Source organism: Dietzia lutea (assembly GCF_003096075.1).
Taxonomy (GTDB): domain Bacteria; phylum Actinomycetota; class Actinomycetes; order Mycobacteriales; family Mycobacteriaceae; genus Dietzia; species Dietzia lutea.
In genome coordinates this window covers 377,836-404,431 of record NZ_CP015449.1, presented here as the reverse complement: position 1 = coordinate 404,431, position 26,596 = coordinate 377,836, and the positions used below count along the sequence as shown (strand labels likewise).

General features: G+C 73.1%; 30 protein-coding genes. 12 read left to right on the top strand and 18 right to left on the bottom strand.

Going from position 1 to position 26,596, the window contains the following annotated elements:
• Window positions 1-225: 225 nt before the first annotated feature.
• Both A6035_RS01855 and A6035_RS01850 read right to left on the bottom strand, forming a co-directional pair.
• Window positions 226-1,059 carry an HAD family hydrolase gene (locus tag A6035_RS01855; RefSeq protein WP_108846370.1) on the bottom strand — a complete coding sequence of 278 codons (834 nt, stop codon included), beginning with the start codon at window positions 1,057-1,059 and terminating at the stop codon, window positions 226-228.
• A complete protein-coding gene (locus A6035_RS01850) occupies window positions 1,056-1,883 on the bottom strand; it encodes a lysophospholipid acyltransferase family protein (RefSeq protein WP_200836444.1) in 828 nt (275 codons plus the stop codon). The genes A6035_RS01855 and A6035_RS01850 overlap by 4 nt, the downstream gene beginning before the upstream one ends.
• Window positions 1,884-1,979: 96 nt before the next feature.
• Here A6035_RS01850 and A6035_RS01845 point away from each other — a divergent pair, with 96 nt between their 5' ends.
• Window positions 1,980-2,462: a PaaI family thioesterase gene (locus tag A6035_RS01845; protein ID WP_235026795.1), complete on the top strand. Its 483-nt coding sequence runs from the start codon at window positions 1,980-1,982 to the stop codon at window positions 2,460-2,462.
• A gap of 140 nt (window positions 2,463-2,602) precedes the next feature.
• Here A6035_RS01845 and serS read toward each other — a convergent pair whose 3' ends face one another.
• Window positions 2,603-3,865 (bottom strand): serine--tRNA ligase, encoded by a 1,263-nt coding sequence (serS, locus tag A6035_RS01840; RefSeq protein WP_108846369.1) that lies wholly within the window; start codon window positions 3,863-3,865, stop codon window positions 2,603-2,605.
• Window positions 3,866-3,921: 56 nt separating this feature from the next.
• Window positions 3,922-4,365 (bottom strand): ankyrin repeat domain-containing protein, encoded by a 444-nt coding sequence (locus A6035_RS01835; RefSeq protein ID WP_007631885.1) that lies wholly within the window; start codon window positions 4,363-4,365, stop codon window positions 3,922-3,924.
• Between the two features lie 47 nt (window positions 4,366-4,412).
• Between A6035_RS01835 and A6035_RS01830 the strand changes: the two genes are divergently transcribed.
• Window positions 4,413-5,531, top strand: coding sequence for a septum formation family protein (locus A6035_RS01830; protein WP_235026794.1), 1,119 nt, complete (start codon window positions 4,413-4,415; stop codon window positions 5,529-5,531).
• Entirely contained in the window at window positions 5,528-5,878 is a 351-nt protein-coding gene (locus A6035_RS01825; protein ID WP_108846368.1) for a metallopeptidase family protein, read from the top strand. Before A6035_RS01830 ends, A6035_RS01825 begins: the two co-directional genes overlap by 4 nt.
• 333 nt (window positions 5,879-6,211) lie before the next feature.
• On the opposite strand, the gene A6035_RS01820 is transcribed toward A6035_RS01825, so the two are convergent.
• From A6035_RS01820 to A6035_RS01810, 3 genes are read right to left on the bottom strand one after another with little or no spacing between them, the layout of a single operon-like run.
• A complete protein-coding gene (locus A6035_RS01820) occupies window positions 6,212-6,844 on the bottom strand; it encodes a histidine phosphatase family protein (RefSeq protein ID WP_108846367.1) in 633 nt (210 codons plus the stop codon).
• A complete protein-coding gene (gene pheA, locus A6035_RS01815) occupies window positions 6,841-7,773 on the bottom strand; it encodes a prephenate dehydratase (protein ID WP_108846366.1) in 933 nt (310 codons plus the stop codon). Before pheA ends, A6035_RS01820 begins: the two co-directional genes overlap by 4 nt.
• 14 nt (window positions 7,774-7,787) lie before the next feature.
• A complete protein-coding gene (locus tag A6035_RS01810; RefSeq protein ID WP_108846365.1) occupies window positions 7,788-8,333 on the bottom strand; it encodes a hypothetical protein in 546 nt (181 codons plus the stop codon).
• 42 nt (window positions 8,334-8,375) lie between these two features.
• Between A6035_RS01810 and A6035_RS01805 the strand changes: the two genes are divergently transcribed.
• From A6035_RS01805 to A6035_RS18570, 3 genes are all read left to right on the top strand, one after another.
• Complete coding sequence (locus A6035_RS01805) at window positions 8,376-9,068, top strand: hypothetical protein (protein ID WP_108846364.1); 693 nt, start codon at window positions 8,376-8,378, stop codon at window positions 9,066-9,068.
• Window positions 9,065-9,916: a CPBP family intramembrane glutamic endopeptidase gene (locus A6035_RS01800; RefSeq protein ID WP_108846363.1), complete on the top strand. Its 852-nt coding sequence runs from the start codon at window positions 9,065-9,067 to the stop codon at window positions 9,914-9,916. The genes A6035_RS01805 and A6035_RS01800 overlap by 4 nt, the downstream gene beginning before the upstream one ends.
• A gap of 64 nt (window positions 9,917-9,980) precedes the next feature.
• Window positions 9,981-11,585, top strand: a complete 1,605-nt coding sequence (locus tag A6035_RS18570) for an LCP family protein (RefSeq protein ID WP_244192508.1) — start codon at window positions 9,981-9,983, stop codon at window positions 11,583-11,585.
• Between the two features lie 11 nt (window positions 11,586-11,596).
• On the opposite strand, the gene A6035_RS01790 is transcribed toward A6035_RS18570, so the two are convergent.
• The 4 genes from A6035_RS01790 to A6035_RS19110 all read right to left on the bottom strand — a co-directional run bounded on the left by A6035_RS01790 (window position 11,597) and on the right by A6035_RS19110 (window position 15,659).
• On the bottom strand, window positions 11,597-12,499 hold the full coding sequence (locus tag A6035_RS01790; RefSeq protein WP_244192507.1) for a DUF8176 domain-containing protein: 903 nt from the start codon (window positions 12,497-12,499) through the stop codon (window positions 11,597-11,599).
• 121 nt (window positions 12,500-12,620) lie between these two features.
• Entirely contained in the window at window positions 12,621-13,529 is a 909-nt protein-coding gene (locus A6035_RS01785) for a DUF5926 family protein (protein ID WP_108846361.1), read from the bottom strand.
• A 342-nt stretch (window positions 13,530-13,871) separates the two neighbouring features.
• Window positions 13,872-14,813 carry a glycerophosphodiester phosphodiesterase family protein gene (locus A6035_RS01780; protein WP_279629901.1) on the bottom strand — a complete coding sequence of 314 codons (942 nt, stop codon included), beginning with the start codon at window positions 14,811-14,813 and terminating at the stop codon, window positions 13,872-13,874.
• Between the two features lie 3 nt (window positions 14,814-14,816).
• Window positions 14,817-15,659, bottom strand: a complete 843-nt coding sequence (locus tag A6035_RS19110) for a DUF4328 domain-containing protein (protein ID WP_279629900.1) — start codon at window positions 15,657-15,659, stop codon at window positions 14,817-14,819.
• Window positions 15,660-15,743: 84 nt separating this feature from the next.
• Here A6035_RS19110 and A6035_RS01770 point away from each other — a divergent pair, with 84 nt between their 5' ends.
• Both A6035_RS01770 and A6035_RS01765 read left to right on the top strand, forming a co-directional pair.
• Window positions 15,744-16,115, top strand: coding sequence for a DUF488 domain-containing protein (locus tag A6035_RS01770; protein ID WP_108846360.1), 372 nt, complete (start codon window positions 15,744-15,746; stop codon window positions 16,113-16,115).
• 253 nt (window positions 16,116-16,368) lie between these two features.
• Window positions 16,369-16,572, top strand: coding sequence for a cold-shock protein (locus A6035_RS01765; RefSeq protein WP_017837502.1), 204 nt, complete (start codon window positions 16,369-16,371; stop codon window positions 16,570-16,572).
• A 399-nt stretch (window positions 16,573-16,971) separates the two neighbouring features.
• Here A6035_RS01765 and msrA read toward each other — a convergent pair whose 3' ends face one another.
• Window positions 16,972-17,649: a peptide-methionine (S)-S-oxide reductase MsrA gene (gene msrA, locus A6035_RS01760; protein WP_108846359.1), complete on the bottom strand. Its 678-nt coding sequence runs from the start codon at window positions 17,647-17,649 to the stop codon at window positions 16,972-16,974.
• Between the two features lie 104 nt (window positions 17,650-17,753).
• Between msrA and A6035_RS01755 the strand changes: the two genes are divergently transcribed.
• Window positions 17,754-17,927 (top strand): hypothetical protein, encoded by a 174-nt coding sequence (locus A6035_RS01755; RefSeq protein WP_159149497.1) that lies wholly within the window; start codon window positions 17,754-17,756, stop codon window positions 17,925-17,927.
• 122 nt (window positions 17,928-18,049) lie between these two features.
• Here the strand turns inward: A6035_RS01755 and A6035_RS01750 are convergent, their stop codons facing one another.
• A complete protein-coding gene (locus A6035_RS01750; protein WP_167400693.1) occupies window positions 18,050-18,505 on the bottom strand; it encodes an NUDIX hydrolase in 456 nt (151 codons plus the stop codon).
• A 161-nt stretch (window positions 18,506-18,666) separates the two neighbouring features.
• Between A6035_RS01750 and A6035_RS01745 the strand changes: the two genes are divergently transcribed.
• On the top strand, window positions 18,667-19,269 hold the full coding sequence (locus A6035_RS01745; RefSeq protein ID WP_108846356.1) for a superoxide dismutase: 603 nt from the start codon (window positions 18,667-18,669) through the stop codon (window positions 19,267-19,269).
• Window positions 19,270-19,407: 138 nt separating this feature from the next.
• Here the strand turns inward: A6035_RS01745 and A6035_RS01740 are convergent, their stop codons facing one another.
• From A6035_RS01740 to A6035_RS01730, 3 genes are read right to left on the bottom strand one after another with little or no spacing between them, the layout of a single operon-like run.
• Complete coding sequence (locus tag A6035_RS01740) at window positions 19,408-19,815, bottom strand: hypothetical protein (RefSeq protein ID WP_108846355.1); 408 nt, start codon at window positions 19,813-19,815, stop codon at window positions 19,408-19,410.
• The gene (locus A6035_RS01735) at window positions 19,812-20,123 is read right to left on the bottom strand and encodes an SRPBCC family protein (RefSeq protein ID WP_108846354.1); all 312 of its coding nucleotides are present in this window, start codon (window positions 20,121-20,123) and stop codon (window positions 19,812-19,814) included. The genes A6035_RS01740 and A6035_RS01735 overlap by 4 nt, the downstream gene beginning before the upstream one ends.
• Window positions 20,124-20,135: 12 nt before the next feature.
• Window positions 20,136-20,756, bottom strand: a complete 621-nt coding sequence (locus A6035_RS01730; RefSeq protein WP_108846353.1) for an ArsR/SmtB family transcription factor — start codon at window positions 20,754-20,756, stop codon at window positions 20,136-20,138.
• Between the two features lie 134 nt (window positions 20,757-20,890).
• Here A6035_RS01730 and A6035_RS01725 point away from each other — a divergent pair, with 134 nt between their 5' ends.
• On the top strand, window positions 20,891-22,957 hold the full coding sequence (locus tag A6035_RS01725) for a neutral/alkaline non-lysosomal ceramidase N-terminal domain-containing protein (protein ID WP_108846352.1): 2,067 nt from the start codon (window positions 20,891-20,893) through the stop codon (window positions 22,955-22,957).
• Window positions 22,958-23,018: 61 nt separating this feature from the next.
• Window positions 23,019-23,786 (top strand): SDR family NAD(P)-dependent oxidoreductase, encoded by a 768-nt coding sequence (locus A6035_RS01720; protein WP_108846351.1) that lies wholly within the window; start codon window positions 23,019-23,021, stop codon window positions 23,784-23,786.
• 121 nt (window positions 23,787-23,907) lie between these two features.
• Here A6035_RS01720 and A6035_RS01715 read toward each other — a convergent pair whose 3' ends face one another.
• Entirely contained in the window at window positions 23,908-24,540 is a 633-nt protein-coding gene (locus tag A6035_RS01715) for a hypothetical protein (protein WP_108846349.1), read from the bottom strand.
• Between the two features lie 328 nt (window positions 24,541-24,868).
• Complete coding sequence (locus A6035_RS01710; RefSeq protein WP_108846350.1) at window positions 24,869-26,548, bottom strand: TM0106 family RecB-like putative nuclease; 1,680 nt, start codon at window positions 26,546-26,548, stop codon at window positions 24,869-24,871.
• Between the last annotated feature and the right edge of the window lie 48 nt (window positions 26,549-26,596).

Here is a 26,596-nt window from a genome sequence, read left to right as displayed (position 1 = left end):
TGGTCTCCGGCACGGCGCCTCGGGGCTTCTCGTCGCGGCGGCCATTTCAGACTTGCGGACCGGCTCCCACCAGGTGTGCCCCTCCCCCACCGGGGCTAGGGGTACACCGGGGAAGTGGTGGGGACCGGTCCGCGACCTATTTCGGCGCAGTAGCGCCCGGCGGCCTGAACTCGAGCGGGCCGGCTCAGGCGGGCGCGGGAACAGAGCGCCGGCCGACCCCGCGGGTCAGACCCACCAGCGCCGCAGGACGTGCGCCAGGCCGGCCTCGTCGTTGGTCAGCGTGACCTCGTCGGCGGCGGCGTGGACCGCGGGGATGGCGTTGCCCATCGCCACGCCGTGATCGGCCCAGCGCAGCATCTCCAGGTCGTTGGGCATGTCGCCGAACGCGACCGTCACGGGCACGTCCGCCGACGGGGTGGCGGTCGCGGCCGCGGTGGACGCCGCGATCCGCGACAGCCCGCTCGCCTTGGTCACCCCGCGGGCGGCGAACTCGATGAGCCCGTTGGTCGTGGAGTACGTGACGTCGGCAAGGTGATCGACCTCGCCGCGCAGGGCGGCCAGCATCTCGGCACTGGGCATGCCCGGCACGCGCGCCAGCAGTTTGAGCACGGGCTCGGAGAGGACCTCGGCGTGCCCCACCTCGAGATGCGCGGGGTGGATCCAGGCGTGCTCGTAGTCCGGGCTGGCCACGAAGTCGGCATCGGCGGCGTCGGCACCGAGCCGCTCGGCCGCGATCCCACTGCCCGGCAGCCGCTCCCGCAGGACATCGTCGATCGCCGCGAGCGTGTCGGGGTCGAGCAGGCTGGTCTCGAGGAACTCGCCGCTGCCGGTGTCCATGATCACGGCGCCGTTCGCGCACACCGCCAGTGGCGCGACGGGCAACTGGTCGACCACCTGCGCGAGCCAGCGCGGAGGGCGACCGGTGGCCAGGACGAAGGTCGCACCGTCGGCGACGAGGTCCTCGACGACCGCCAGGTTGGCGGCGGGCACGAGGTCGTCCGAGCCGATCAGTGTCCCGTCGACGTCCGTGGCGACGAGGATCGGCCGCGACCGGCTCACGGAGCGTCCGGGCCCGCCGGTCCCTTCGGGGTGTCGACATCGGCCACCGACGTGCCCTCGGCGGCCGCCTTCTCGGCGCGACGACGGAGACGCTCCGCGTGCTCGGCCTCGTCCAGGGCCGTGGCCTGCTCCAGCGTGGGGGCGGATCCTCCGAGGCGGGCCGGCACCCAGTTCGCGCCGGCCGGGTACGGCCCGTAGCGCTCCGCGTACTCGTCCCGGAGCCGCTCGAGGTCCGCCTGCATGCGCGAGCGGACCTCCCGGGTGCACTCGTCGATCGGCTCGTACGCCTTCATCGGCGCGCCGACCTCCATCATGATCGGCATCTTCGGTCGCAGGAGCTTCTTGGGCAGTCCCTTCGTCCACACGCGCTGGGACCCCCACAGGGTGACGGTGATGATCGGGACGTCCGCCGCGAGCGCCATCCGCACGGCACCGGACTTGAAGCCCTTGATCTCGAAGCTGCGGCTGATGGTCGCCTCGGGGAACACGCCCACCAGCTCGCCGGCCCTGAGGCGATCGACGGCCTCGTCGAACGACGCCTTGCCGGCCGTGCGGTCGACGGGGATGTGCTTGAGCTCGCGCATGATCGGCCCGGCCACGGGGTGTTCGAACACCTCGTGCTTGGCCATGTAGCGGATGAACCGCTTGTGCACGCGGGCGGGGAGGCCGGCGTAGACGAAGTCGAAGTAGCCGGTGTGGTTGATCACCACGACCGCCCCGCCGACCGCCGGGAAGTGGTGTTCCCCGCGCACGGTGATGTCCAGTCCCTGGACCTTGAACATCGTCCGGGCGAACCCGATGATCCCTGTATAGAGCAGCTCCACGGGCCCCAGGGTAGCGGCCCGCGGCGGCGGGTGTCCGCGACCGCCGGTAGGTTCGGCGGGGTGGACCACGACGCCCCCTTCGATTCGGTCGATCCGATGACGCGCAGCCGTCACTACTCCTGGCCGCCGCTCCCGGACGCCGCCGACCGCTCACCGCACGCCGGCCTCGACGCCCTTCAACTCATCATCGACGGGAAGCGGCACCTCTCCCCCGGCGCACACTCGCTCGGTGTCCGGCTGACCGCCGCCGAGGAGGGCGCGGTGACCATGACGGCCGAGCCGGCGGAGTGGGCGCTGAACCGCGGCGGCACGGTCCACGGCGGGATCGTCTCCGGCTGGGTGGACTCGGCGCTCGGCTACGCGACCACGACAGTCGTCGAGGAGGGCACCGGGTACAGCACGCTGGACCTCACCGTCCGCTACATCCGGGCTCTACGCCTGGAGAAGACCCCCGCCACGATCCGCGCCGAGGTCGAGCACGCCGGCCGGTCGACGTGCGTGGTCCAGGCGCGGGTCACCGACACGGACGGCCGCACGTGCGCCAGCGCGAGCGGTGTGATGATGCTGTTTCGGCCGTGACCGCCGGGTAGGGGCGGACGGACGCCTGGAGCGACGCGGCGCGGCGCGGCGCGACGGTGCGCGACGCGACGGGGACGAGGCGCGGGGCCGCCCCGAGACCGGGACGACGAGGACGACGACGACGACGAGGTCGCGATCCCTCAGCGGATCGGCTCGAGCACGTCCTTTCCGACGAACGGCCGCAGCGCCTCGGGCACGACGACGGACCCGTCGGCCTGCTGGTGGTTCTCGAGGATCGCCACGAGCCACCGCGTGGTGGCGAGAGTGCCGTTGAGGGTGGCGGCGGTCTGCGTCCGGCCCTCGTCGTCGCGGTAGCGTACCCCGAGCCGGCGGGCCTGGAACGTCGTGCAGTTGGACGTCGAGGTGAGCTCCCGGTAGGCCCCCTGGGTGGGCACCCACGCCTCGCAGTCGTACTTGCGGGCGGCCGAGGAGCCGAGGTCGCCGCCGGCGATGTCGATGACGCGGAACGGCAGTCCCATCGCCTCGAGCATCTCCTTCTCGAAGCTCAGCAGACGCTTGTGCTCCTCATGCGCCTCCTCGGGCTTGCACCACGAGAACATCTCGACCTTGTCGAACTGGTGGACGCGGATGATGCCGCGGGTGTCCTTGCCGTGGCTGCCGGCCTCGCGGCGGAAGCACGAGGACCAGCCGCAGTAGCGCTTGGGACCGGCCGAGAGATCCAGGATCTCGCCCTGGTGGTAGCCGGCCAACGCGACCTCGGAGGTGCCGACCAGGTAGAGGTCGTCGTCCTCGAGCCGGTAGACCTCGTCGGCGTGGTGGCCGAGGAACCCGGTGCCCTGCATGATCTCGGGCCGCACGAGCACGGGCGGGATCATCATGGTGAAGCCGTTGGCGGTGGCCTTCTGCGCGGCGAGCTGCAGCATGCCCAGCTGGAGCAGGGCGCCGTAGCCGGTGAGGAAGTAGAAGCGGGCGCCGGAGACCTTCGCGCCGCGTTCCATGTCGAGCAGTCCGAGGCTCTCGCCCAGCTCGAGGTGGTCCTTCGGCTCGAAGTCGAAGGTGGGGATCTCGCCGATCCGCTCGATCTCCACGAAGTCGTCCTCGCCGCCGGCGGGCGTGCCCTCCTCGACGACGTTCGACAGCAGACGCTGGAGTCGGTCGACCTCGGCCGCCGCGGCCTTCTCGGCCTCCTCGGCGTCCTTGACCGCCTGCTTGAGGGCGCCCGCGGCCTCGAGCAGCGCCGGGCGCTCCTCGGGCGAGGCCTTGCCGACCTTCTTGCCGTGAGCCTTCTGCTCGGCGCGGGCGGAGTCCGCGGCCGCGATGGAGGAGCGGCGGGCCTCGTCGGCGGCCAGCAGCTGGTCGACCAGCGACGGATCCTCGCCACGGGTGCGCTGGGAGTCGCGGACGAGGTCGGGGTTCTCGCGGAGCAGCTTGAGATCGATCACGCATCTCAGCCTAGCGGCCCGGGCGGAACGCCCCGATCCGCCACCGCCCGCGGGGGTCAGACTCCGAACAGCTCGAGGAACGCGTCCTTCTCGAACATGCGCGCGGTGTCGACGGCCGTGGGCGTGCCGCCGTACGGATCGGCCCCGGCTTCGAAGAGCACGCGGACGACCTCGCCGTACCCCTTGAAGACCGCGCCGGCCAGCGGCGTCTGGCCCCGGTCGTTGGCGCGGTCGACCTCGGCGCCCCGCTCGAGCAGAGCGCGGACGGTGTCCGGGTGGCCGTTGTAGGCGGCCAGCATGAGCAGGGCATCGCCCCGTTCGTTGGTCAGGTCGGGGCTCACGCCGGCGTCGACGTACGCCGCGAGCCGCTCCGTCTCGCCGTCCCGGGCCAACTGGAACAGCATCTGGGCGAACTCGAGGACCTCAGGGTCCACACCCTCCCGTGGCGAGCGCACGTCACCGTCCGCGCCGGGTCGCTCGTCGTGGTTCTGTCCGCTCATGCTCCGAATCCTATCGGGACGGCGCGGTTGCGGCATCATGGAAGGCGATGACCACTACCACCCGATCGTCACGCCGTGGTCGGTCCGTGCTCCGCACGCGGGGCGCGGTCATGGCCTCCCTCCTCGCGATCCTGTCCGGCGGGGCGGTCACCGGCGCGCTCATGGCCTCGGCGATCAACGACCCGAACTCGTCGAGCGCCGGGCGGATCGCGGCGGTCGTCCCGCAGGTCGACCCCAGGACCCTGTCGGGGCCGGCGTACGCCAACGCCGCCCCGGGAACCTGCCTGACCTGGTCCATCGATGCGGCGGACCGCGTGGCCTCCTTCGACACGGTCGACTGCGCCGAGCCCCACCGGTTCGAGGTGGCGGGGCGGATCGACCTGTCCGAGGTGCCCGGGTTCGGCGGGGACACCCCGCTCCCGGACAGTGGCGACCTGGCCCCGGTGGGCACGGACCGGTGCCTGCCGCTGATCTCCCGGTACGCGGGCGGCCGCGAGGTCGATCCGCAGGGTCGCTTCACCGGACTGGTGGTGCCGCCGTCCGAGGAGGGCTGGGACAAGGGCGATCGCAGTGTCCTGTGCGGTATCGCGGCCGCCGAACTCGACGGCCGGTCAGCCCTGTCCACGGGGACGTTCGCAGAGGCCGACCAGCACCGCCGCTGGGATCCGGGGACGTGCCTGGGCTTCACCGCCGAGGGCCTGCCCGGCGCGCCGGTGCCGTGCTCGGACGACCACTCGATCGAGATCGTCGCCGACGTCGACGTGACGGGGACCTTCCCCGAAGGGCCGGTCCCGCCGGATCCGCGTCAGCAGTCCGAGCTCACCGCCGATGCCTGCCGCGAGGCCGGGATCGCCTACCTCGGCGACCCCGAGACGCTGCGCCGCACGACGCTCATCTCGACGCTGGTCAATCCCATCTCCGAGGTCTCGTGGCGCACGGGCAGCCGCACCGTCAACTGCGGGCTGATGAGGGCCGCCGAGCCCGGGCCGTTCGCGGTGCTGCGGGGCTCGGCTCGGCAGGGCGTGCTCATCGACGGGAACACGCCGGTCGCGCCCACCACCACCGAGATCCCGCCGCCCGGCCAGCAGCCCGGTGGCGACACCGGCGCCACGACCGACACCGGTCAGGGCACGGTCGCGGTCCCGGTGCCCGGCGGGGCGCCGTGAGCATCCGCGTCGACGAGGCGCGGTTCGAGGAGCTGGTCGACGACGCGCTGGACTCGGTACCGGACGCGCTGTTCGAGGCCATGGACAACGTGGTGGTGCTCATCGCCGACCGCCATCCGGACGAGCCCGGCCTGCTCGGGCTCTACGAGGGCGTCGCGCTGACCGAACGGGACACCACCTACTCCGGGTTCCTGCCGGACACCATCACCATCTACCGGGGCGCGCTGTGTGACTACTGCTCGACCGAGGAGGAACTCGTCCACGAGGTGGCGGTGACGGTGATCCACGAGATCGCCCACCACTTCGGGATCGGTGAGGAGACCCTGCACTCGCTCGGCTGGGGCTGAGCGGCTCAGCCAATGCACGGCCGGGCGTGGGCGTGCACAACCCCAGCACGACTGCCCGCAAGTGCGCTGCCTCACTGACCCACGCTGGCTGTATGCACGGTTTCATGGGGGTTGCGCTGCCGAAACGGACCATCACGGATGCGTAAGTCACCGAGCCAGCGCGACTCAGCCCGCTTACGCTGCCGGTCCGCCCGGCAGCGCCGGGCCCACCCGCCCGCAGACCGCAGACTCTGAGTGCCACACCCCTCGCCCGGCAGCCCCGCCCGCCGAGCGCAACCGTCGCCTCAGTCGCCGGGGCCGGGCTCACCGCCAGAACGGACGCCGTGCCCGCCGTCAGTACCCGGGCCGCCCCAGGTGGTCACCCCATCGCTCGCACGCCCAGCCGCCGCCGTCCGGGGCCAGCTCGATGACACCGCAGTTGGGGATCCGGTTGTCCAACGCCCACTGCGAGGGCACGGCCCCGGCGAACACGGCGATCATCCGCATCAGTGTGCCGTGGACGACGAGCACCACGTCGACGGCGTTGTCGAGGTAGGACTCGCGCAACTCGGCGATGAGCGGCATGGCGCGCCGCCGCACGTCCAGGGCGCTCTCGCCGCCGGGGAGCCGGGAGTCGAGGTCGCCGTTCTCGAGCCAGTCGCGGACCAACCGGTTGTAGGCGAGCAGCGCCTCGGGGCCGGTCTGCATCTCGTACTCGCCGGCCTGCACCTCGTGGACGCCGGGCACGGCCTGGGTGGGCAGGCCCATCTCCCCGGCGATGAGGCCGGCGGTCTCGCGGGCGCGGGCGGCCTCCGAGCTCAGGACGACCGAGGGGCGGATGCCGGACCCGGCGAGCTCCTCGCCCACCAGCCGCGCCTGGTCGCGGCCGAGGTCGGTGAGCGGGGCGCCGGGCAGCGCGGTGTCGAGGGCGCCGGCGACGTTGGAGGGGGTCTGCCCGTGGCGGACGAGGTGGAGTCGGGCGCTCACCCCGCGCCCTCCCCACGACGTAGTCCGTCGATCCAGCGCAGCGCCTCGGCGCGGTCCGGCGGGGGCGCGCCGGCCTCGCCGCCGTCGGCGACGGGCCAGGACCCGAGGAAGCGCAGGTCGGAGGTGCGGTGGCGGAGGGCGACGAGCGCCTCGGACACCGCGGGATCGTCGATGTGGCCGACGAGGTCCACGTGGAACAGGTAGGTGAACCGCTCGACGCGGGTGGGCCGGGAGCCGATGCGGGTCAGGTCGATGTCGCGGATAGACAGCTCGGTCAGCGCCTGGACGAGCGCGTTGGGCTGGTGCGGCAGGCCGAAGACGACGCTGGTGCGGTCGCTGCCGGTGCGCGCCGGCGGCGGGGCGGGCCGGCCGACCAGGACGAAGCGGGTGCGGGCGCCGCCGACGTCGGCGACGCGCTCGGCCAGAGGGACCAGCCCGTTGATCTCGCCGGCCCGGGCGGGCGCCGCGGTGGCGTCGGCGGTGCCCGTGGCGACCTCCTCGGCTCCGGCGGCGGTGGAGGACGTGGTCTCGATGTGCGCCCGCGGCAGGTGGACGCCCACCCACCGACGGACCTGGGCGGCGGCGACGGGGTGGGTCCGCAGCACGCGCACGTCGTCGGCGGCGGTGCCGGGCCGCACGAGGATGGAGAACGCCACGTCGAGCTCGGTCTCGGCGAAGATCTGGAGCCGCTCCCCCACGGCGAGCGCGTCGCCGGTGGGGTTGACGGTGCCGTCGACGGAGTTCTCGAACGGGACGCACGCGTAGTCGGCGGCGCCCGAGCGGACCATGGCCAGCGCCTCGTCGGGGGTGGGGGCCGGGACGGCCTCGGCGTCGGCGAGCAGGCCGGAAGTCCGCGCATCCGCGCGGAGCCGGTGCAGGGCGGCGTCCGTGAAGGTGCCGGGCGGGCCGAGGTAGGCGACGGTGACCACGACGACGAGCCTAGTCAGCCCTGGTCGGGAGAGGCGGACGCGAGGTCCGCGGAGACGGCGTCGACCCGCCCGTCGGGCACGAGGGTGCACGTCACGACATCACGGATGGCCTCCCGGGCCGATCGCGACAGGCCCAGGATGCGGGCCGGGTCCGGCGCGGCGATCGCGGCGCGCACGTCCGCCCCGGTCATCGCGGCCACGGCGCCCGCGAGCAGCGCCCACACCTGGTCCACGTCGGCGCACCGGGGTACGAGGCCCGAGCCGAAGCCGACCCCGGAGTGCGCGGCCACGGCGAGCAGGTCCGCGAGGTGGTCGGCGGCAGGGCCGGGCCCGGCAAGGCCGGGTGCCACGTCGACGATCGCGGGAGTGTCCGCGGCGAGCACCCCGGACACCTCCTCCAACGCCGGGAGGCCGAGGTCGGCGGCGGGTGCGACCACGACCGGGGCGGGCGCCGACCAGCGGGCGAGCGTGCTCGCGATGGTGGCCTCGTCGGCCACGAGATCCTCCAGGAGATCGGGCCGCGAAGGGCCCCGGCTCAGCAGTTCGAGCGACACCGTCATGCACTCAGGTGTACACCCCGCCCGTTGCTACGCTGACGACCGATGGGTACCGACGACGCCCCCGTGCCCGAATACGCGGCCGACTACTCCCCCGCCCCGGACGACGCGCCGGACGCCTCCCACCTCACCCCGGAGGAGAAACGCGGCCCGCGGACCGTGCACGTCGCGGTCGGGCTCCTGGCGTTTCTGCTGATCATCGCGGTGGCCACCAATCCCGCCTCGGTGCTGCCGAGGGACTCGACGCTGCACGGGGCGAACCACCTCGACGTGGACTCGGGGCTGGAGCTCGCCGTGCCCGTGGGGTGGCGCGTGGTCAGCGACGCCGAACTCGGATCGCTGCAGATCGTGCCCGTCGGGACGGGGCACGCGCTGGAGACCCGCATCCTCGCGGGCGCCCTCGAACCCGGGATCGCCGCCGCCGCGATCGCCGACGACCAGGGGGCGGCGACCGCACTCGCCGAGACCATCCAGCTATACATCCTGGGCGTGTCCGGCATCCGCGACGAGCGGCGGGTCACGCGCGTGGACAACGAGGCCGGCACGGGCGCCGCCGTCTCCTACGTGGTGGTGCCCGACGAGTTCGCCGAACTCGACTCCGGCGGGCTGGTCTACACGGCCGTGTTCGGCTCGGAGGGCCGCCGCTGGTGGGTGGCGTACGTGACCACCTCGCAGCAGTCCGCGCCCGGTGTCAAGTGGATGGACGGGATCGTCGACAGCATCCGGCTCCCCGAATGAGCGGGTCCCCGCGCCCCGCGTCCGACGCCGGGCCCCTCCGTCGCGCACTCTCCCCCCGCGCCGCGATCGCCCGGTACGCCTCCCGGTTCGACCCGGTGACCGACCCGCGCGTCCGCCGGCTGCTGGTGGCCGAGCTCGTCGTCGTCCTGGCCGTCACCTTCGGCCTGTCCGGCGCCTACGCCGTCCTCGACCTGGTCTCCGCACTGCTCGCGCCGGCCGACCTCGCCGACCAGACCACCGCGCTCAACGTCTCCCGCTCGGAGCACCCGTGGCTCGACCTGGCCTACCAGGCGCTCGGCGTGTTGCGGTTGCTCGCGTGGGCCCTGCTGCCGCTGGTGCTGCTCGCGCACTCCGGGATCCGCGCGCGGGCGCTCGGACTCGTGCGCGAGCGACCCGGGCGGCAGGTCGCGTGGGCGCTCGCCCTCACCGCGGTGATCGGCGTGCCCGGCCTGGCGCTGTACCTGGGAGCCGTCGCCGCCGGGTTCAACCTCCAGGTCGCGGCGTCGGGGCTGGGCGAGACGTGGTGGCGGCCGGTCGTGCTGGTGCTCTCCGCGGCCGGCAACGGCGCCGCCGAGGAGATCCTCGTCGTGGGCTACCTGCTCGTGCGGCTACGGCAGCTGGGCGTGCCGCCGTGGCTGGCGCTGGCCGCCAGCGCCCTGCTGCGCGGGTCGTACCACCTCTACCAGGGTTTCGGCGGCGGACTGGGCAATCTCGCGATGGGCGTGGTGTTCGCGCTGTGGTGGATGCGGACCCGCCGACTGTGGCCGCTGGTGCTGGCGCACACGCTGCTGGACGTGATCGCGTTCCTCGGGTACGCGCTGTTGGCGCCGCACGTGTCGTGGTTGTGACGCTGGTCCCGCCGGCGCGACGGGACGCGCCGACCGCGCCGGCGGGCAAGTAGAGTCCGATCCCATGACCGACGACCCCAGGCGCCGGCACCTCACCCCCGAGGAGGCCGCCGAGCTCCGGCGACGCGCCCGCGAGCGACGCGCCTACGCCGACCCCGGCGCGCCGCGCGATCCGGCGGCCCGCCCGGGCCCGGCCGATCGCGATCCCGGCGCCCGGCGTGACGCCGCGCCTGGTCGTGACCAGGCGTCTCGGCGCGATCCGGCGGCTCGTCGGGATCCGGGGGCGCCTCGCGATCCGGCGTCCCGCGAGCCCGGGGCGCGGCGGGATCCGGGCGCGAGGGGCGCCGACGCCGGCCGTGAGCGTCCGCTCGGTCGCACCGGCTACCAGCCGCGGCAGGAGCCCCAACCGCTGACGCCCGAGGAACGGGCCCGCTACCTGCGGGAGGACCCGCGCGCCGCGCGCGACCCGAGGGACCCCCGTGACCCGCGCGATCCCCGCGACCCCCGCGCCGGGCGCGACCCCCGGGACCCCCGCGGCGGACGGGACCCGCGGGATCCCCGCGATCCGCGACGGTCGTCCCGGGCGCGTGCCGGGGCGCGCGACCCCTATCGTCAGGCGACCGACCGTCGCGGCGGGCGGCCTGATCGTCGGTCCGCGCGGGCGACGTCGGCGGCCCGCCGCGGCCGACGCCCCGGCCGGGCTCCCCTCTGGCGCCGGATCGGGCCGCTGCGCATCGTCGGACTCGTACTGGTCCTCGTACTCACGCTGGGCGTGGTCACAGCCCTGTGGGCGGACTCCAAGCTGCAACGGATCGACGCGCTCACCGACTACCCGGGGCGGGGCGGCAACACGCCCGGCACCGTGACCCTGCTCGTGGGCACCGACTCCCGCGAGGGCCTGACCCCCGAGCAGCAGACGCAACTGTCGACCGGGTCCGAGTCCGACGCCGGCGGCAAGCGCACCGACACGATGATGCTCGTCTACACCCCGCGCGGCGGCGACCGCACGATGCTCATCTCGCTGCCCCGCGACCTGCTCGTGAACATCCCCGGCTACGGCGAGAACAAGCTCAACGCGGCCTACACGTTCGGCGGACCCCCGCTGCTCACCCAGACGCTCGAGCAGCAGACGGGCGTGCGGATCGACCACTACGCGGAGATCGGGTTCGGCGGCTTCGCCGCGATCGTCGACGCCGTGGGCGGGGTGGACATCTGCATCGAGGAGCCCATCGTCGACCCGCTCGCGGGCCTCGACCTGGCCGCCGGGTGCCAGACGCTCGCCGGCCCGCAGGCCCTGGGATTCGTCCGCACCCGATACGGGTTCGCCGAGCAGGACCTCCAGCGGGTGCGTAACCAACGGCAGTTCCTCGGCGCGCTCATGCGCAAGACCCTGTCCCCCGGGAACCTGCTCAACCCGTTCACCGCGGTGCCGCTCCTGAACTCCGGTGCCGAGGCCGTCACCGTCGACACCGGCGATCACATCTGGACCCTCGCGCGGGTCATGTGGCGCCTCGGGAACGACCCGTTGACCGTGACCGCGCCCCACGACGGCATGGCGTCCGGATCGGTGGGCTCGTACCTGACGTGGGGTCCCACGACCACCGGGTTCTTCGACGCGGTCGCCGCCGGGCGGACGCCGGGCCCGGAGTACATCGACGTCGGGCCCTGATCGGCGCGTGCTCAGCCGGCCGGGGTGATGGAGACGATCCCCCACGTGCCGTCGGGGTTCTCGGCGAGTCGCACCCGCTGACGGATCAGGACCGGATCGGTCTCCGGCGGATACTCGGTGAGGTCGACCTCGAGCAGCGTGGGGGACAGCTCCCGCGCCTCCACGCAGTGGGTGGTGCCCTCGGGGACCCGCTCGACGCCCTCGACGCGCAGCTGCTCCTCGGTCATCCGACTCGACGGCGAGACCGCCTCGAACGCCTTCTCCGCCGACCGCTCCACGTAGTAGGCGTGATCGAACGCCAGAACCGCCCCGGCGGGCGTGTCGAGCGATCCGGGTCCGGCGCCGACGACGCGGCCGGGCTCCGAGATCTCCGTGCACCCGGTGACCGCCTCCTCGGAGGGGCTGACGGCCCCGCGGGTGACGACGAACCCGAGCACCGCAGACCCGCCCAGCACCGCCACCCCGGCGGCGGCCAGCAGGGCTATCCGCACCGGGCGGCGGTCGAGCACCGCGGGCGACTGCGGCGACTCCTCGACCGGTCGACGCACCTCCGCCCCGGCGGTGCCCAGCGGGAGGGTCGACAGGTCGTCGACCTCGGCGCCCGCCGTCCGGTCGGCGGGTTCGACGCCTACCGTCCGGTCGGCGCCTGCGCCTGCGCCTGTACCTGCGCCGGCACCGGCACCGGCACCGGCACCGAGCGTGATCCGGGTCGGCGGCGCCTCACGCGCGGGCTCCTCAGCGCGGTCGTCGGCCCGCGACGCCCCCGCACCGCCGGCACCCGCAGACCGGTCGACCGCGGGCACGCCAGGGCGCGAGGGGTCCGGGCCGGGTCCGGTCCGCAGCCACGGCGGGACCGTCACCTCGGGGAGACGGGACGTCTCGTCGTCGTCCCCCCTGGTCGGCCGGTCGGCCACGCGCCCCACCCCCTCGGATCATCCCGGGTCGACACATCGCGTCGTGGGCGACCATGGTCGCCACCCGAGGGGATCCTAGAACGCACGGCGCCCCGCCGGGGGTCCGTGCCGCACGGGGCGTCTAGCGGAGGGTCACCTGCCGGGCGCGCAGCCCGTCGCGGGACGACCGCTCCTCGGAGGTGAGCGGGGTGTCGTTCGCGAGCGCCTCGCGCAGCCGCGCGTCGAGCTCCTGCAGACCCGGCGCCCACTCCTGGTGGTGCATCTCGCGGTCCAGGTCGAACACCGGCACCAGCAGCCCGTGCGTGCGGAAGGACCCGGCGAAACGGGACCCCTCGCCCAGGTGCAGCCCACCGGCCGCGTGGACCCGGGCCAGCGCCTCGAACAGCGGGTCCTCGTCCTCGGGCCGGACCCAGCGGATGTGCGCCCTCTCGCCGGCGTCGACCCACCAGGCGGCCTCGATGCCGTCCGCCTCGACGCGCGCCGAGGGCATCATGACCTCGTTGGCGTTGCGGACCGCCTGCTCGATCTCGGGGGCGACCTGCACACCCTCGGCCACCCACCACGAGAAGTCGTCGTGCACGACGATCTCCAGCGGGGCGTCCTTCACCACGACGTCCGCCAGCGACGGCGTCGACTCGGTCGGGTGCGAGGAGGTGAGCGTCTCCCCGCCACCGGCGCGGCCCGCCCAGTCGATCGCGAACGCCAGATCGGCGGCCGGGTCGGGGCCGTGGACCTGCACCTGCAGGCCGACCATCGCCTCGCCGCCGAGTTCTTCGTCGCGGACGAGCGCCGCGATCGCGCCGGGCAGGACCGTCGCCAGCGTCACCTCGCGTCCGCCGCCGACCGTCGTGAGCGTCGCGGTGGCCGACGGCACGAACTCGCGCATCGCCACCATGTCGCACTCGCCGGCGAACCCGGCGAACGGCCGCGGCTCGACGCTCAGTTCCTCCCGCTCGGCCGCGCGTGCGGCGATCTTGGCCTGGCGGTTGCCGCCGACCTTGGGCTCGTTGTGCCTGTTCCGTCTACCCACGGCCCCCACGATACGGTGCGCCTTCGCGGCCCGCCCGCCGGACCGGGGAGTCGGCCGGTCGGGGCGGGGCGTTCTCCGGTGGCCGTCACCGGCTGGGGCGCTCCGGCAGCGATGGGCACGGGCGGCGGTGGCTCTCCCGAGGCCCGGGCCGGATCAACCGCCGGTGGGGGGCGCCCGGGGGTCGAGCCACTGGCCGCGCTGTGCAGAGTGCCAGCGTGACCGCCCGTGGATGCGCTGCTTTGCTGACCCGCGCTGGCTGAGTGCACGGTTTCGCGGGACTTGCGCTGCCGGATGGGACCATTCCGGGCGCGCAGGACGAGGCGCCAGCGCAGGTCAGCCGACTTATGATGCCGGATCGCTCGGTAACCCCCGGGCCGCCGCGCCCTGCCCGGTAGCCGTACCTGCCGCACCTGTCGCGCCCGCCCCCGTCGAGGTCACAGCCCCGGCGGCCCCGGCTCCGTCCGCGGGCCCCTCGGTCGGCGGCGTCGCGCCCTCGAGGACGGTCAGCGCCCGCGCCGGCACGTTGGTGCCCACCCAGTCCACGCCGAGGTCACGACACAGGAGCAGGTCGGCGGGGTCGTCGACGGTCCAGCAGTACGTCCCCATCCCGCGCGACCGCCAGTACTCGACCAGCCACGGCCGGGCGCGCAGCGCGCTGATGCTCGGCCCCATCAGCTGGGCGCCGAACCCCTCGGCGGGCCAGGACTTGAAGACGTTGCGCCGCTCGCGCAGCTGCACTGTCGGCACGTCCGGCGCCAGCTGCCGGAACCGGCGGACGGCGGAGACGGAGAAGCTCATCATCACGGCGCGCGACTCGGCGTAGGACGCGGCCCGGTGCAGCCCGAAGTACGCCAGCTCGTCACGCAGCGCGGCCTCGACGCGCCCGCCGGTGGGAACGGGGTGTTTGGTCTCGAGGAACAGTCGGACGCGGGGATACGCCTCGGCCATGACGAGGAAGCTGCGCAGGGTCATGACCGGCTCGGGCCTCCGGTGGACCGGGTGCCAGGAGCCCACGTCGAGGGCCGCGACCTGGTCGATGGTGCTGGAGTGGACCCACAGGTCCTTGTCGCCGACGCGGGTGGTGCGCGGGTCGTGGAGCAGGACCGGGACACCGTCGGCGGTGAGGCGGATGTCCACCTCGAGCGCCTCCGCGCCCTGGTCGAGGGCCTGCTGGTAGGCGACGCGGGTGAGCTCGGGGAATTCGGCCGAGGCGCCGCGGTGGGCGACGACGCCGCTTCGGGTGGAGACGGGTGAGGGCAGGTGGGTGGTCGCGGGGACCGTCACGTCTCACTCCTTCCGGGTCGCGGACGCCTCCACGATCCCCGCAGGGAGGAACCTCCGGGTGAACCGCGGGGAAGGGTCGGTGAAACTCCGCATGACGGACCGGGTCTCATGGGCGGTCCACACGGCGGCGAGGGCGGCCAGGGCGGTGAGAAGCACGGTGTCGGCGGCGGCCTGGGAGCCCTCGCCGCTGCCGCGCCACAGGGCAAGGGCGACGGCCAGGGCGTTGACGGCCCATGCCGCCCACCAGCGCCTCAGGTCGGCGCGGGAGGGGGCGCGGTCCGACGCCCGGCGTAACTCCTCCAGGTAGACGGGCAGGCGGACGAAGTTGACGACGACGAGGAGCGCCCCCGCCCACAGGCCCGCCCGTGACCGCGGATCCGGGACCGGCTCGTAGGCCCGCCGTCGGGTCTCCACGAGCCAGGCGGTCGCAGTGATGGCCGCGGCGACGCCCACGGCGATGGCGACGATCCCGGTCACCCAGACCAGCGCGGTGGTGACGGCCTCGATCCACCACGGCGCGAGCCGGTCGGCGTACCAGGCGAGCGCGGCGTAGCGCAGTCCGTGGGCGACAGCGGTGGCGGCGAACCAGGCGCCGGCGGCGCGCATGATGCCGGGGGCGGCGGAGGCAAGGCGGGCCGGCCGGGGCGCGGCAGGCGGCTCGAGGCGGTGCGGGATCGCGACCGGGGGCAGGCCCCACCTCGGCGTGGCCGGATAGGAGGGCGTCCGCGGGCCCCACGCGGGTCCGGTGCGGTAGCGCGGCAGGGGCGGTCGCGGGGTCGGGACGGGCGGCCGCCACGGCGGGTGCGCGACCCAACGCCACTGCCCCTGCCGCCGCGGTGTGGTCATGGCGACCATGCTGGCACAGCCCGGGCGGCGCGGGCGCGCGGTGTGCGGGTGGCGCGGGCGCGCGGTGTGGCACAGGCTGGGGTGATGTCCGTGAGCTGCCTCCGCGTCCACGATTTCGTCTCCGGCCGCGCCGATCCCGGGGACGCGTACGTGGTGCTCGTGGACCGGCTGTGGCCGCGGGGCGTGCGCAAGGACGCGTTCCGCCACGACGAGTGGTGTACCGCCGTGGCGCCGTCGTCCGAGCTGCGGCGCGAGTTCCACGGCGGCGATCTGGGCTTCGACGGCTTCACCCAGCGGTACCGCGCCGAACTGTCCCGCCCTTCCGCGGCCGCGGCGGTGGAGCGCCTCGCCGCGCGGGCGGCCGACGGCGACCTCGTGCTGGCGTACGCGTCGCGGGACACCGAGCAGAACCACGCCCTCGTCCTGGCCGACGCCATCCTCGCCGCCTCTCGCTGACTCGCCGCCTCGCACTGAGCGGTCCGGACCTGCGCCACTCGCCGTTCATGTATCTGTCGTCACAGAGGGGGTGACGGACCGTGTCGGCGTGTGTATGGTCTATCTCAGTAGTTGAAATCGTTCGTTGTATTTCTGTAGATCCACCGTCCTTGAGAGAGGACAGTGCGGCACCGCAGGGAAACACACAGCACGCTCTCTGCTGCAGCACCCGGTACTCCGACAAGCGGAGCACCGACTCTCGAAAGGCATCAATATGGCTACCGGTACCGTGAAGTGGTTCAACGCTGACAAGGGCTTCGGCTTCATCGCCCCCGACGACGGCTCCGCCGACGTCTTCGCCCACTTCTCCGCCATCAATGGCTCGGGCTACCGCTCGCTCGAGGAGAACCAGCAGGTCTCCTTCGACGTCGCGCAGGGCGCCAAGGGCCTGCAGGCGGAGAACATCACCCCGATGTGATCTGACGTCAGAGTGATCTGACGTTCACAGACTGCACGAGAGGGCCCCGCGGGAAAAATCCTGCGGGGCCCTTTCGCATGTCCGCGGCTGCCCGCGCAGACCGCAGCCGCTCCCGGCGATGGCTCTCGCTCCCGGGGCCGCCACGCAGCCGCTCCCCCGCCTGGCGTCTCGCGCTTCCGCCTGGCGTCTCGCTCCCCTGCCTGCCCCGCGCAGATCGCAGCCGCTCCCGGCGATGGCGTCTGGCGCGCACCGAAGAGTGGGCGAGACGCCTTCGCCGGGAGCGGCTGCGTTCGAGGTGCGCGTCGAGGCGGGCGAGACGCCATCGCGGGGAGCGGCTGCCGCGGGGTCGGGGCCACGACGGCCGGGGCCCGGGGGTCGCGAGGGCCGTGGCGGCCGCGGTCAGATGGGGCAGGCGATCCCGCTGCGCACGTGGCAGTCGTAGCCACCGGGGTTCTTGACCAGGTACTGCTGGTGGTAATCCTCGGCGTAGGCGTACTGCCCGGAGCGGACCTCCTCGAGCATCCCGATCTCCGTGGTCAGCGGCCCGTAGCCCTCGGCGTCGAGCTCCTTCTGGTAGCCCTCGGCGATGCGGCGCGCCGCCTCCAGCTGCTCCGGCGTGGTCGTGTAGATCGCCGAGCGGTACTGGGTGCCCATGTCGTTGCCCTGACGCATCCCCTGGGTGGGGTCATGCCACTCGAAGAACTCCGCCAGCAGCTTCTCCACGGGGAGCACCTCGGGATCGAAGACCACAAGAACCGCCTCGGTGTGGCCGGTCGCTCCCGTGCACGTCTCCTCGTAGGTCGGGTTGGGCGTCCACCCGCCGGCATAGACGGCCGCCGTGGTCCAGACGCCGTCGAGCTGCCAGAGCACCTTCTCCGCACCCCAGAAGCAACCCATGCCGAGCACGATCGACTCGTGCCCCTCCGGGAACGGCGGCACCATGGGATTGCCCGTGACGATGTTCTTCGGCGCCACGGCCACCGGTTCCGCCCGGCCCGGCAGCGCCGAGTCGGCGTCGACGACCTCGGTCGCCCGTCGCATCGCGGATTGTCTGATCGCGTCCTGTAGCCAGCCCATGACTTCAGGGTAACCGCGTCGCGCGATCGAGATCCGAGCGTGATGTGACCGATCCCATAGTCCGCGTTACAGTGGTCGCCAGTACGACCGAGGGGGATCTCGACGTGACCGCAACGCAGCCCGCAGCACAACGGCTCCGCGCCATCTTCGACGCAGATCAGCCGCAGCCGTTCGAGGGGACCGGCTGCAGCGATCACGTCCGCCGCCGCAACCTCGCGGTGCCCGTCGCACTCGCGGCCGTCCTGCTGATCGTGCTCATCGCCCTGCTCGTCCTCTGACCGGATCGTCGGCGACCGACGGCTCATCGGGCACGGCCGGATCGCGGCGAGGGCGCGGCGCAGCCTAATTGCGGCCAGCGCGCGGCCGGGCGCGGCCGGGGGCGCCGCGGCACCCGGTGAGGTCAGCTCACCGACGCACTTCCGAGGCATTCGCGCGCGACCCGCACCAGCAGCGGCGCCCACGGCTCACAGGCGTCCTCGGGCAGGGCCGCAATCCCGGCCAATTCGTCCGCAGTCACCCATCGCGCCTCGGCGATCTCGGCCCGCGGCTGGGGATCGCCGGCCACGCGGGCGGCGAAGACCTCCGACACCAGCAGGAATCCGGGCTCGTTGGCGGTGGCCGTGTCGAACCGGCCGAGCGGCTCCAACGCCTCTGGCGCGAGGGACACGCCCAGCTCCTCGTCGACTTCCCGCACCGCGCACTCGAGCGGCGACTCCCCCGCCTCCCACTTGCCTCCCGGCAGCATGAAGCGGTCCGTGCCGACCTTGCGCACGGTCACCACGGCGCCGTCCGGCCGGCTCAGGACGACGGCCGAGACCGAGATGGTACGCACGGCGGCCGTATCGGAGTGATCCACGCTCCTGATCATGGCAGGCCACCGGAGCCGCCCGCGAGCCCCCGGTGACGGTGGACGACGCGCTCGCCCGCAGATCACTATGGTGGAGACGGACGCCGTGACGGGCGCCACGGGTCACCCCCGGGGCGCTGCCCGTCACCCAACTGAAAGGACACTCCACTATGGCCGAGTACGTTCTTCCCGATCTCGACTACGACTACGGCGCTCTCGAGCCGCACATCTCCGGCGAGATCATGGAGCTGCACCACTCCAAGCACCACGCCACCTACGTGAAGGGCGCCAACGACGCCCTCGAGCAGCTCGCCGCGGCCCGTGAGGACGGCAGCATCTCCGGCAAGGCCCCGCTGCTGAGCAAGAACCTGGCCTTCCACCTCGGTGGCCACACGAACCACTCCATCTTCTGGAAGAACCTCTCGCCGGAGGGTGGCGACCGCCCCGAGGGTGAGCTCGCCGCCGCGATCGACGCCGAGTTCGGCTCGTTCGACAAGTTCCAGGCGCACTTCAACGCCGTCGCGACCACCCTGCAGGGCTCCGGCTGGTCCGTCCTCGGCTGGGACCACATCGGTCAGCGCATGGTCATCCAGCAGCTCACCGACCAGCAGGGCAACATCTCGGTCAACATCACCCCGCTGCTCATGCTGGACATGTGGGAGCACGCCTTCTACCTCCAGTACAAGAACGTCAAGGCCGACTACGTCAAGGCCTTCTGGAACGTCATCAACTGGAAGGACGTGGCCGAGCGCTACGCCGCCGCCAAGGGCTGAACGAGGCCCCTGACGATGCCGCGGCCCGGCTGAGCCACCCGCGGACCCGGCGCCCGGGAACGGCGCCGCCGCAGAGCGCGGCGGGTGTCGCTCCCGGGCGCCGTCGCGTGTGGCGAGGCGTGTGATCCGGCCAGCAGCTCAGTCGTACGCCCGGGCCAGCCAGTCCCGCCAGGCCTGCTCGGTCGCCTCGCGGTCGATCTCGCCGAAGAGGTAGTGGCCCACGGCCTGGGGCATGCCCATCGGCGAGTTGTCGTGGAACCGGTACAGGCCGTCGGCCGTCCGGATCGCGAGGAAGTTGACGAACTCGGGGTAGGCGAAGTCGACCACGCCCTCGAGTGGTGGCAGCCCCTCCGGGGCCAGGCGCAGTTGTTGGCCGCGCGCGAACGGCCCCTTTACCCCCAGTGCCTCCTCGAGGGCGGCCCAGGAGCCCGGGCCGGACGAGGCCGGCGGCCCCTCGGCGGTGACGAAGTGGGCGGGCCGACCGGCGAAATGCTCGAGATACTGGGCGAGGGTGTGCAGGTACATGTCCCAGCCGTGGCCGGTCATCTCGCCGAAGTCGAACTCGGCGTCCCAGTCGTCACCGAGATACCCACTGTGGACGAACGTGAGAACGGTGGTGCCGGCGTCGCCGGTGTCGACCAGTAATTGAACGCGTGGAAGGCACCGTTGGCGGCCTCCGGGGTGCGAATCGCCAGCCGTTCGTTCTCGGACGCCTCGACCTGCATCCCCTCCGTGGACTGGTAGGGGTCCGGCGACCAGCCCGCCTGCCCCTCCTGCGTGGCGATCGCCCGCCACACCTGCTCCGGCGTGGCCTCGAGCACCACGGTCTTGCGGATCTCGAAGTTCTTCGACATGACGGGCCCCTTCTAGAGTTGGTCCGGGTCGGAATCGCCCGGGTCGGGAACAGCCGGGTGCAGTGCGATGACCAGCCGGTTGAGCTTGCCCGTCCCCGTGGTGTCCGGGTGCCGGGCGGTGTGGTGCTTGGCCACCAGCTGTGTGACCGCCTCGGACAACTCCTCGGCGAAGGCCGCCCGGTCCGAGGCGGAGGCGAAACGGATGTGCCCGTCCATCGCGAACGTCGCGACCGGGCGTCCCGCTTGCTGCGCGCCGGTGAGCAACACGCCCACGTCACGCACCAGCCGCGAGGCGAGCGCGAGCAACCAGCGGGCGGAGAGCCGGTCCGGGGCGCGGCCCGGATCGGGTTGTATCCGCCCGAGAGCTCCGGGCGAGATCACGTAGGAGGCGGAGGTGGCCTGCAGGATCCGCTCGGTGAAATTTCCGCGACGCCGCTGCTCGACCTCCTCGACCAAGCCGTGCCGCTCGAGGATCCTGAGGTGGTAGTTCACCTTCTGCCGAGGGATGTCGAGGCGAGCGGCGAGGCTCGAGGCCGACCCCGGTTCCACGAGAGCGGCGAGGATCCGCCGCCTCAACGGATCCAGCGACGCCTCCGCGGCCGTCGCGTCCTCGATCACGTCCACCTCGCGCATACGACAATCGTGCTCTTGACAGTTTTTCTTGTCAAGGGTTAGACCGGAAGGACCGTCCGGACGAGCGTCCACTAGGTAGCGTCACAGGCACCGGTGTCCCCGGTCACCGCCCGCCACCCACCCTGGAGACGCGAATGTCCGACAGTCGCCCCGCCGCCACCGCCGCAGCTGCCGTGAGTCGCCGCACCGTTCTGGGCGGGGCCGCCGCGCTCGGCGGGATCGCGGCCTTGCAGTCGGTCCTGCCCGCCGTCGCCTCAGCGCAGTCCACGGCCCTGTACGTCGGCCGCGGCATCGGGGACATGACCGGAGAGCCCCTGGGCGCGGGCATGAACGGGTACGCGGACACCGAGCAGCTCTCCGTCGGGCTGCACCTTCGGCAGAGGGCCCGCGCCTTCGTCTTCGCCGACTCGCCGTCGTCGCCCCGGTTCCTCCACGTCACCGCCGAGATCGGCCTGATCTTCCAGTCGATCCAACAGGAGGTCCTCCGACGCCTGGCGGCGGAGTTCGGCGGCACCTACCACGAGGGCAACGTGGTCATCACCGCCACGCACACCCACGTCGCCCCGGGCGGCACCTCCGGCCACCCGATGGTCGACCTGTCGATGCTCGGCTTCCGACCGGTCACGTTCGAGGCCAACGTCGCCGGCATCGTCGACGCCGTCCAGATGGCGCATCACGACCTCGCCCCCTCGGAGGTCGGTGTCACCACCGGCACCCTCCGTGACGCCGGCGTCCAGCGTTCACGCGGCTCGTTCGAGCGTGACACCCCGGAGGAGCGCGCCCACTTCCCCGAGGAGATCGACCCGCGGTCGCAGTCGCTGCAGATCACCCGCGGCGGCCAGCTGGTGGGCGTCCTCAACTGGTTCGCCACCCACGCCACGTCCATGACGTCGCACAACCGCATCGCCTCCTCGGACAACAAGGGGTACGCCGCCTGGCACTGGGAGCGGGAGGTCGCGGTCCAGGACTACCTCGCCGGCGGGACCCCGCACCTGGTCACCGCCTTCGCGCAGACCAACCCCGGAGACGTCAGTCCCAACCTGGACCTCGAACCCGGCCGCGGGCCGACGCCCGACGAGTGGCTCAACACCCGTATCAACGGCGAGCGGCAGTTCGCGGCCGCCCGCGACCAGGTGGGCAGGGACGTGCGACCGCTCGGCGGCGGGATCGACGTGCGCCACGTGTGGGTCGACATGTCCGCCGTCGAGGTCCGGCCCGAGTTCACCGGCGACGGGCGGACCCACCGCACCGCCGTCGCGGCACTCGGCGCGTCGTTCGCCTCGGGCAGCCAGGAGGACGGCGGTGGCGGCGACGAGCTGCCCTTCGCCGAGGGAGACCGCGGCGGCAACCCGGCGGTCAAGGCCTTCACCGACGTCGTGATCCCGGCGTGGCTGCGCGAGGCCCACGCGCCCAAGGACGTCCTGCTCCCCGTGGGGCTAGTGCCGCACGCCGTCCAGCGCGTGTACCCGTTCCACCTCGTGCGCCTCGGTCGGCATTACCTGTTAACCCTGGGCTTCGAGCCCACCGTGGTGGCGGGCCTGCGGCTGCGGCGCACGCTCGCGGCCGAACTCGGCGTGGCGGAGGACCACGTGACCGTCCAGGGGTACTCCAACGCGTACGGCCACTACGTGACCACGCCCGAGGAGTACTCGGCCCAGAACTACGAGGGCGGCGCGACGATCTTCGGCCCGTGGACCCTGCCCGCGATCCAGCAGATCGCCGCCGACCTGGCCCGCTCGATGCGGGCGGGCACGCCGCTGGATCCCGGCACCTCCGAGCGCGACCTGACCGGCCAGATCCCGGTCTCGCCGCTCGGCAACCCGCTCGTGGACACCCCGGCGCCGCTGCGGAGCTTCGGCGACGTCCTGGACCAGCCGCTGCCGGAGTACCGGGTCGGGCAGCGCGTCCTGGTGCGGTTCTGCGGCACCCACCCGAACTCGGACCCGCGCCGCGGCGGCACCTACCTGGCGGTCGAACGCCGCGACGGCGGGCGCTGGGTGCGGGTCCACGACGACGGCGACTGGTCCACGATAATCGTGTTCGAGGGTCTGCTCACCGTCACCAACGCACTCATCACGTGGGACATCCCGCCGGGCACCCCGGCCGGCGAGTACCGGGTCGTGTACACCGCGTCGGGCCGCGGGCTCGACGGCCGCCTGTTCCCGGTTCGGGGGGAGAGCCGGGCCTTCGACGTGCGCTGACGGCGACTCTGGGACACTGATACCGACATTCGTTGCAGTTCCTAGTGAAAGGACAACGCCCGTGGACATCAAGGGTGCTTCCGTCATCGTCACCGGTGCCGCCTCCGGCCTGGGTAACGCCACCGCGCGTTCCTTCGCCGAGAAGGGCGCCGTCGTGTTCGGCCTCGACCTCCAGCAGTCGATCGACAAGGCCGTCGAGCAGGGCATCGACGAGGGCATCACCCTCATCGCCGCTGACGTGACCAGTGAGGACGACGTCAAGGCCGCCATCGCCCGCGCCACCGAGGCCGCACCGCTGCGCGTCGTCGTCAACTGCGCCGGCATCGCGCCGGCCGCCCGCATCGTCTCCAAGAAGGGCGTCCACGCGCTCGACCTGTTCGAGACCTGCATCTCCGTGAACCTCGTGGGCACCTTCAACGTGCTGCGGCTGGCCGCCGAGGCCATGTCCACCCAGGACACCGTCGACGAGGACGGCCAGCGCGGCGTCATCATCAACACCGCGTCCGTCGCCGCGTACGAGGGCCAGGTCGGGCAGATCGCCTACGCCGCCTCGAAGGGCGGCGTCTACTCGATGGGCATCTGTGCCGCCCGCGACCTCGCGCAGTTCGGCATCCGGGTCAACACCATCGCCCCGGGCACCATCGAGACCCCGATGCTCAAGGGCCTGACCGAGGAGTTCCAGAAGTCCCTCGAGGCCGCGATCCCGTTCCCGTCGCGCCTCGGCCGCCCGTCGGACTACGCGCAGCTGGCCAACGCGATCGTCGAGCACGACTACCTCAACGGCGAGAGCTTCCGCATGGACGGCGCCCTGCGCATGGCGCCGCGCTAGACAGCGCGCTGCGCCAGAGGGACCGCCGCGCTAGACGAACCGCCGCGCCGCAGCGCTCCTGATGACTGCAGGCCCGCCCCCGTCACGGGAGCGGGCCTGCAGTCGTAGGCGGGGGCGGGTATCAGCCGCGGCCGTTGTCGATCGCCGGGCCGGGGGCCGGCGGGGCCGGCGCGGGGGCCGGGGCGCCGGCGGGCGCGGGCAGGCCCGGCAGCGGCGGCAGGACGATGCCCGCGTCGAGCAGCGCCTGCTGGATCTGCGGCGCGAACGTGACGGCGGCGGCGACCGTCGCACCGACCAGCACGACCGGGATCAGGACGGCGGGGTCCTCGATGACGGTCGTCGCGCCGTCACCGATGCCGAGCGAGCCGGCGACGGGGGCGTAGAGCGGCGCGAGCGAGCCGGTGGTGGGCTCACCGATCAGCGCCGAGCCGGAGGTGTCCACGGATCCGGTGCCCTCGGCCGGAGTGAGGACGTCGACCGAGCCGTTGTCGGCGAGGGAGCCGGTCAGCGGCGCGAAGGAACCGGTGGTCGGCTCGCCGAGCAGGGTGGAACCGGACGTGTCGAGGGACCCCTCGCCGGTGGCGTTGTCCTCGGGGAAGATCTCCAGCGACCCGCCCTCGAGCGAATCGGAGACCAGGCCGAGGCTGCCGGAATCCAGGCCGCCGGTCTGGGCTCCTGCGACGCCGGGGAGACCGGCCATGGTGAGTGCGGCGGCGGCTGCGACGGCAGCGGCCTTGCGGGTGGTGAACGTCATCTTTACGTCTCCTCGGGTGGAAAGGGGTTCCCAGGCGCGGAGGCTCGTAGCCGGACCACCCCGGGTGGGGCCTGCCTGGCCCGCCAAAACGCTGTTACAACACCAACAGTGAGATGCGGACCACGCCTCACCTTATCCGTGGATTCAGGTGACATACGGCGTGAACTCAGTTAGATCTTAGTTAGATTAAGCGCCGAGATCCTTTCTCCCACACGGCGAGTGGGGAGCGCAGCGCCGTTTCGGGCCCCGCCGCGGTCGCTCGCCGCCGGACGGGCCGGCGCCGGGGCGGATAAGAGGACGCCGATACTCGCCGGTCACGGGCGCCGACTCAGCCGAACCTCGTGATCCACTCCCGCACGGCCCGCGTGGCGCGGACGTCGTCCTCGTTGTAGGCGAGGATCCGCTCGCGCCCGGCGTCGCGTTCGACGCCCCGGGCCGCCTGCGCGTCCCGGTACCACCCGAGCGAGGCCTCACCGCCCGCCTCGGGATCCCGCCAGGTGAACCCGGCGACCGGCGCGACCACCTTGAGACCCAGGCCTGACGTGGAGACGAACTGGGTGGCGACGGCCTCGTGAACATCCACCCACAGTGGAGAGGAGATGAAGCGCCGCACCTCGGCGACGCCGGGGACCCCCTTGACGACGGCGAGGGTGCCCTCCGGACCGAACCTGCCCGCCGAGGAGAGGAGCCAGCCGTTCTCGGCGGCCCGTGAATAGCAGTACGCGCGGAACGAGCGCCCCTGCCCTGCCGCCCGGTCCCGTATCCCGGTGAGCCAGCGCCAGAATTCCGCGAACGCCCGCCCCTCGTCGGCGTCCGGCAGTCGGGACCACGTGACGAACGGCCGGTAGCCCTCATCCTCGAGCGGCCGCCCGTCCCGCAGGGTGAGCAGCGTGCCCCACAGGTAGGCGCCGTCGTCGAGGTGACTCTCGAGGTCGACGTCCACCTCGACGTCCGCCCGGGGGATCGTCGGCCGCGCCACCTTGGGCACCACGACCTCGCCGTCGCGGTGCGCCCGCGCGCGCAGGACCGCGTCGGAGTACGGCTCGCCGTTCCAGTCGGCCGGCCGGTCCGGCCCGGCCTCCGCGAGGTCCGCCACGGTGCGCATCCCCCGCGCCCTCAGGGGGCCCACCTGCCCACCGCCGACGACGAGACTCACGTCATCGGACAGGACCAGCCGGCCGCGACACCCCTCGACGGGCCCGTCCCGGTCCTCCCACCCCTCCCACCACGGGCAGGTGCGGCATTCGCCGATCCGGCTGGGCGCGGTGTCCAGCTCACCGCGCACCACCGCCAGTCTCGTGGCGTGGGTGCGGTCGGCCGGGTCGAGCACCGGCTCGAGGTCGTGCACCACCGCCCGCGCCGACCCCAGCCCGAGCACCGCACCCACCGGGGACGACGCCGCGTGCCCCACCGCCTCGAGCAGACGCCACGCGTGGACGAGCCGGTCGAGGTCCGCCGGATGGCGCCGCACCCGCAGGGTCGGATCGGGCGCCGGCGCCCAGTCGAGCAGCCGCGTCACCGTCGCCGTCGACGACCCCTTCCCCCGCCGCGGGTCGACCACCTTGTGGTTGACCACCAACACCGGCGCGTACCCCCCGCCGGGCACGGCCGCCAACGTGCACCTCAGGCCCGCCCGGCCACTGCCCTCATCGGCGGGAAGGGCGGCGCCCCACACCAGAGCCGCCCCGTCGGCCAACGCCCGGAGGGTCACCTCCTCGTCGTCGTCACCCGGTACGTCCCCCGGCAGATCCGTCCAGTGGTCCCCCACCACGTCCACCACCGCGGCGTCGGGGCGCGCGCCCGCCAGCGCGCGCTCCCTCAACCCCGCGCGGCGATCCGCCGCCGCCATGGCCCGCAGCCGGACGCCCTCGTCGAGCGGCGCCGTCCGCCACCAACCCGGCCGGGCGTCGCGCTCCCGGGCCACGCGGTGCAGACATCTGGCCCCCGACGCCGGTCCCACCACCGCCGCGTCGGGGACCCGGCCCGTGGTGCGCTCGGCGTCCTCCATCGCCGTCCATCATGGCCCAGCCGCGCAGCGGACGACGGTCCGGTCCTC

Bases quoted from the DNA above. Each gene is read 5' to 3' on its own strand.
- A6035_RS01810 (WP_108846365.1), bottom strand. From the start codon at position 8,333: ATGACGGTGTCGCTCGAACTGCTGAGCCGGGGCCCTTCGCGGCCCGAT.
- A6035_RS01725 (WP_108846352.1), top strand. From the start codon at position 20,891: ATGTCCGACAGTCGCCCCGCCGCCACCGCCGCAGCTGCCGTGAGTCGC.
- A6035_RS01845 (WP_235026795.1), top strand. From the start codon at position 1,980: ATGACGCGCAGCCGTCACTACTCCTGGCCGCCGCTCCCGGACGCCGCC.
- A6035_RS01770 (WP_108846360.1), top strand. From the start codon at position 15,744: ATGTCCGTGAGCTGCCTCCGCGTCCACGATTTCGTCTCCGGCCGCGCC.
- A6035_RS18570 (WP_244192508.1), top strand. From the start codon at position 9,981: ATGACCGACGACCCCAGGCGCCGGCACCTCACCCCCGAGGAGGCCGCC.
- msrA (WP_108846359.1), bottom strand. From the start codon at position 17,649: ATGGGCTGGCTACAGGACGCGATCAGACAATCCGCGATGCGACGGGCG.
- A6035_RS01805 (WP_108846364.1), top strand. From the start codon at position 8,376: ATGGGTACCGACGACGCCCCCGTGCCCGAATACGCGGCCGACTACTCC.
- A6035_RS01800 (WP_108846363.1), top strand. From the start codon at position 9,065: ATGAGCGGGTCCCCGCGCCCCGCGTCCGACGCCGGGCCCCTCCGTCGC.
- A6035_RS01710 (WP_108846350.1), bottom strand. From the start codon at position 26,548: ATGGAGGACGCCGAGCGCACCACGGGCCGGGTCCCCGACGCGGCGGTG.
- A6035_RS01735 (WP_108846354.1), bottom strand. From the start codon at position 20,123: ATGTCGAAGAACTTCGAGATCCGCAAGACCGTGGTGCTCGAGGCCACG.
- A6035_RS01730 (WP_108846353.1), bottom strand. From the start codon at position 20,756: ATGCGCGAGGTGGACGTGATCGAGGACGCGACGGCCGCGGAGGCGTCG.
- A6035_RS01765 (WP_017837502.1), top strand. From the start codon at position 16,369: ATGGCTACCGGTACCGTGAAGTGGTTCAACGCTGACAAGGGCTTCGGC.
- A6035_RS01740 (WP_108846355.1), bottom strand. From the start codon at position 19,815: ATGACCGGCCACGGCTGGGACATGTACCTGCACACCCTCGCCCAGTAT.
- A6035_RS01830 (WP_235026794.1), top strand. From the start codon at position 4,413: ATGACCACTACCACCCGATCGTCACGCCGTGGTCGGTCCGTGCTCCGC.
- A6035_RS19110 (WP_279629900.1), bottom strand. From the start codon at position 15,659: ATGACCACACCGCGGCGGCAGGGGCAGTGGCGTTGGGTCGCGCACCCG.
- A6035_RS01835 (WP_007631885.1), bottom strand. From the start codon at position 4,365: ATGAGCGGACAGAACCACGACGAGCGACCCGGCGCGGACGGTGACGTG.
- A6035_RS01745 (WP_108846356.1), top strand. From the start codon at position 18,667: ATGGCCGAGTACGTTCTTCCCGATCTCGACTACGACTACGGCGCTCTC.
- A6035_RS01715 (WP_108846349.1), bottom strand. From the start codon at position 24,540: ATGACGTTCACCACCCGCAAGGCCGCTGCCGTCGCAGCCGCCGCCGCA.